We start from the raw sequence: 4,878 nt of genomic DNA on the forward strand, positions 1-4,878 counted from the left end.
CTCCAGCTCCGCCGCCGGGACCGTGCCGAGCTGCTCCAACGTGGCCAGCTCGTCCAGGATCACCACCGCGTGCCGCCAGGAGAACGCCCCGGCCCGCAGCGCGGCCCCGGTGGCGGGGTGGTCCCGGACCAGGGCGCAGGCCTGGGCCAGCAGGGTCCCGGCGGTGCGGTCCGGGATCGACACGCAGGCGGCGACCTCCGAGACCGCCGACATCCCGGCGACCTGCGCCCGCCACCGATCCGACTCCACCAGGGCCGTCTCGAAGCGCACCGCGGCGTCAAAACGCTCNNCCCGATGCTCGACCACCGGATCAAAGCGTTCAACCTGCGGCAGGGCAAGGGCGGCCACGGCCGCCGCCACACCCACCGATGCGCCGGCGTCCAATCCTCGACCCCGTCCCCCGGAGCCACCCGGAATACCCATACCCCCACGCTAGAACACCCCACCGACAAACCCGCCGGCGGCCGCGGTCTCGACAGGCTCGACCACTGGCGTCCCGACAAGCTCGATCACAGGGGCCCAGCTCAACCACCCGGACTCGGCCTCCGGCGGAGAATCAACGTGAGGGTTCCCGACCCGGGTCAACGAGCATCGAATCTTGACCGTGATGAAGCAAAATCGACGGAAGTAGCGCCCGGTTGAACGAGCATGCGGCCTAATCGGGCCATTCTCCCGGCGCGTCGGGCCGAAACGAGCGCCGAATCCGTTGCCGACCGCGACCAATGCCACCCAAGCCGGTCGACGCCGTCGAACATCAAAGTTGAGTCCTCACCAATGGCGGGGACCGGACGCTTGAACTGCATCCTCAAGTTGCCAGATAGCACGGGCCTGTGGTGGGCATCGCCCGTATTGCCTGGGGGATTGACGAGGCGTACGCACAAACACGGGACACCGCGCTCCCGCAGCCGCCGCGCATCACCCCACGCGCCAGGACAAGTAGCCTTCGCCCAGCCCAGCGGCACCGCGAGGGAGGAGCACCCACGCCCGCCCACGCCGTCGTCCACGTTTCGGCCACGGTGTCGCCAGCCGGGGGGATTTCGCCCGTGCGCTAAAGTAAAGGTATGCAACGCTTTCTTTTGCTTGGTTAGCCGCGCAGCTCGATCGGCCCCGGGAGGGCACGGCTGTGCGGTGGGCCCCTTGCGTCAGGCGAGGGGCTTTTGCATGTAAGGAAGTCGGCAGTGCAGGAAGCCATGGAACAGTGAAGAGGCAGGGTACGTGAGCGTGCAGGCAGAGACCAGTGAAGAGGGCGTCTACAGTTTCGCCGCGATGGAGGCCAAGTGGCCGGCCATCTGGGACGAACTGAAGGTTTTCACGCCGCTTGACGACGGTTCCCGGGAACGCCGCTACGTCCTTGACATGTTCCCGTACCCGTCCGGCGACCTGCACATGGGCCACGCCGAGGCGTTCGCCATGGGCGATGTCGTGGCGCGATACTGGCGCCAGCTCGGCTACGACGTGCTGCACCCGATCGGCTGGGACTCATTCGGCCTGCCGGCCGAGAACGCCGCCATCAAGCACAATGCCCACCCGAGCGAGTGGACCTACACGAACATCGACACTCAGGCCGAGTCGTTTAAGCGTTACGCCATCTCCGTGGACTGGTCGCGCCGGCTGCACACCTCCGACCCGGAGTACTACCGCTGGACGCAGTGGCTGTTCAAGCGCTTCCACGACCGCGGCCTGGCCTACCGGAAGAACTCTCCCGTCAACTGGTGCCCCAAGGACCAGACCGTGCTCGCCAACGAACAGGTCGTCAACGGCGCCTGCGAGCGCTGCGGGACCATCGTGACGAAGAAGTCCCTCAACCAGTGGTACTTCAAGATCACCGACTACGCAGACCGCCTGCTCGAGGACATGGACCAGCTCAAGGGCCACTGGCCCGAGCGGGTGCTGGCCATGCAGCGCAACTGGATCGGCCGCTCCGAGGGCGCCCACGTCAACTTCGTCATCGAGGCCGCCGGCGAGAAGGCCGAGCAGCAGCTGACGGTGTTCACCACCCGGCCCGACACGCTGTACGGGGCGACGTTCTTCGTCGTCGCCGCCGACGCGCCGCTGGCATTGGAACTGGTGACGCCCGAGCACGCCGAGGCGTTGTCCGACTACCGTGAGCAGGTCAAGAAGCTCAGCGACATCGACCGGCAGTCCACCGAGCGTGAGAAGACCGGCGTGTTCACCGGCCGCTACGCCGTCAACCCGCTCACGAACGAGTTGCTGCCGGTCTGGGCGGCCGATTACGTGCTGGCCGACTACGGCACGGGTGCCATCATGGCCGTGCCCGCCCACGACCAGCGCGACCTCGACTTCGCCCGCGCCTTCGACCTGCCCGTGCGGGCGGTCCTGGACACCGGTGCGGAGGATCCGGCCGTGTCCGGCGTGGCCACAGCGGGGGAGGGCACGCTGATCAACTCCGGCAACCTGGATGGCCTGTCCAAGGCCGAGGGCATCCCGGCGGCCATCAAGATCCTGGAGGAGCTGGGCACGGGGGAGAAGTTCGTGAACTTCCGCCTGCGCGACTGGCTGCTGTCCCGCCAGCGTTTCTGGGGAACCCCGATCCCGATCGTCCACTGCGAGTCGTGCGGCGAGGTTCCCGTGCCCGACGACCAGCTGCCCGTGCGCCTGCCGGACAACCTGCGCGGCGAGGCGCTGTCCCCGAAGGGCACCTCACCCCTGGCTGCGGCCACCGACTGGGTCAACGTCCCCTGCCCCGCCTGCGGTGGCGCGGCCCGGCGAGACACCGACACCATGGACACGTTCGTGGACTCGTCCTGGTACTTCATGCGCTTCGCCTCCCCTGACTACACCGAGGGCCCGTTCGACCCGGCGACGATCAACGACTGGATGCCGGTGGGCCAGTACGTCGGCGGCGTCGAGCACGCCATCTTGCACCTGCTCTACGCCCGGTTCTTCACCAAGGTCATCCACGACATGGGCCTGGTCGAGGCCACCGAGCCGTTCAGTCGGCTGCTGAACCAGGGCCAGGTGCTCAACGGCGGCAAGGCCATGAGCAAGTCGCTGGGCAACGGCGTGGACCTGGGCGAACAGCTGGACAAGTACGGTGTCGACGCCGTCCGCCTGACCATGATCTTCGCCGGCCCGCCGGAGGACGACATCGACTGGGCCGACGTGTCCCCGTCCGGCTCCGCCAAGTTCCTGGCGCGCGCCTGGCGCCTGGGCCAGGACGTCGCGTCCGCCCCCGGCACGGATCCGTCCACCGGGGACGCGGCGCTGCGCTCGGCCACACACCGCATGGTCCACGACACGAAGGCGCTCATCGACGGGCACAAGTTCAACGTCGTCGTCGCCCGCCTGATGGAGCTCGTCAACGCCACCCGCAAGGTCATCGACACCGGTGCCGGCGCCGCCGACCCCGCCGTCCGCGAGGCCGTCGAGGCCGTCGCCGTCGTGCTGAGCCTGTTCGCCCCCTACACGGCCGAAGACATGTGGAACCAGCTGGGCCACCCGGCGTCCGTGGTGAATGCGGGCTTCCCGGCCGTCGACGCGTCGCTGCTGGTCGAGGCGTCGGTCACCGCCGTCGTGCAGATCCAGGGCAAGGTCCGCGACCGGCTCGAGGTGGCCCCGGACATCTCCGACGCCGACCTGGAGGCGCTGGCCCTGGCCTCGGAGAACGTGAAACGCACGCTCGACGGCCGCGGCATCCGCAAGGTCATCGTCAGGGCGCCCAAACTGGTCAATATCGTCCCGGCCTAGCCAGACCGATCGCGGCCATGCGTGCACAACAGCCTTGGTGGCGGGGGTGGCGGGAACGACCCCGCCCCGCCGGGCCGCGCGTCGCCGTCGTCACCGACTCGGCCGCCGCGCTGCCCGCGCGGTGGGTGGAAGAGCACGACGGCGGTGTCGTCACCGTAGTGCCGATGCCCGTCACCATCGGGGCGCGCACCTACTCCGAGGGTGACGCCGGCCTGCCGGCGGCCATCTCCATGGCCCTGGCCGCCGGGGAACCCGTCAGCACCTCCCGGCCGGCGCCCGGCCAGTTTTCCCAGGCCTTCGCGGCCGCTGCCGCCGCCGGATTCGAGGCAATCGTCTCCATCCATCTGTCTGGCAAGTTGTCCGGCACGGTCGATGCGGCCCGGCTGGCCAGTGTGGACAGCGCCGTGCCGGTCATCGTGATTGACACCGAGACGGTCGGCATGGCCGAGGGCTTCGCCGTGCAGGCCGCCGCCGCGGCCGCGGCCATCGGCGGCGGCATGGACGCCGTGGCGCAGGCGGCGGCGGACGCCTCCGCCACCGCCTCCGTGTACTTTTATGTGCCCAGTCTCGACCAGTTGCGCCGGGGTGGGCGGGTCGGGGCCGCCTCGTCCTGGCTCGGCACGGTGCTGGCCATCAAGCCGTTGCTGGGGATTCGTGACGGCCAGGTCGTGCCGCTGGAAAAGGTCCGCACGAGCGGGAAGGCCATCGCCCGGCTTCAGGAGCTGGCCCGCGCGGATATCGCCGCCCGCGACGGCAAGCCCGTGCACGTTGCAATCCACCATTTCGGCGACGCCGGGCAGGCCACGGACATTGGGCGCAATCTGCGGGACGGGTGCCCGGGGATCCGCGATGTCGTGCTGACGTCGTTGCCGGCCGTGCTCGCCGCGCACGCCGGCCTGGGCGTGCTGGCCATCATCGTGGCCGACGCGCCCGTGGCCGGGCCGGCCGAGACGGGCACCGCGTCCCTCCCGTAACGACGACGGCGGCCGGCGTTGGTCGGGGGCGGTCCTCCACAGGGTGTCGCAGCACCGGGCGAACACACAGCCTTTCGAGGTTTGGTGGAGTGCGGGTCGGGACGGCGCTAGCGTCAATGCCGTGTAGTTAGGCTGGGCGGGCTGGTGTCAAGACGTCGGGGTTTCGGCGTGTCGGTGGGGGCAAGAAGGCGGAGCC

At 69.4% G+C, this 4,878-nt stretch carries 2 protein-coding genes; both read left to right on the plus strand.

All coding sequences use genetic code 11. The features are described 5' to 3' along the window. The first annotated feature begins 1,215 nt into the window (after positions 1-1,215). The gene (gene leuS / locus EJC77_RS19370) at positions 1,216-3,708 is read left to right on the plus strand and encodes a leucine--tRNA ligase (RefSeq protein WP_276309094.1); all 2,493 of its coding nucleotides are present in this window, start codon (positions 1,216-1,218) and stop codon (positions 3,706-3,708) included. A 17-nt stretch (positions 3,709-3,725) separates the two neighbouring features. Continuing rightward, complete coding sequence (locus tag EJC77_RS19375; RefSeq protein WP_125616669.1) at positions 3,726-4,682, plus strand: DegV family protein; 957 nt, start codon at positions 3,726-3,728, stop codon at positions 4,680-4,682. The last annotated feature ends 196 nt before the right edge of the window (positions 4,683-4,878 follow it).

Origin of the sequence: Specibacter cremeus, from assembly GCF_003946885.1 — a bacterium.
In the GTDB taxonomy this organism is placed as follows: Bacteria; Actinomycetota; Actinomycetes; order Actinomycetales; family Micrococcaceae; genus Specibacter; species Specibacter cremeus.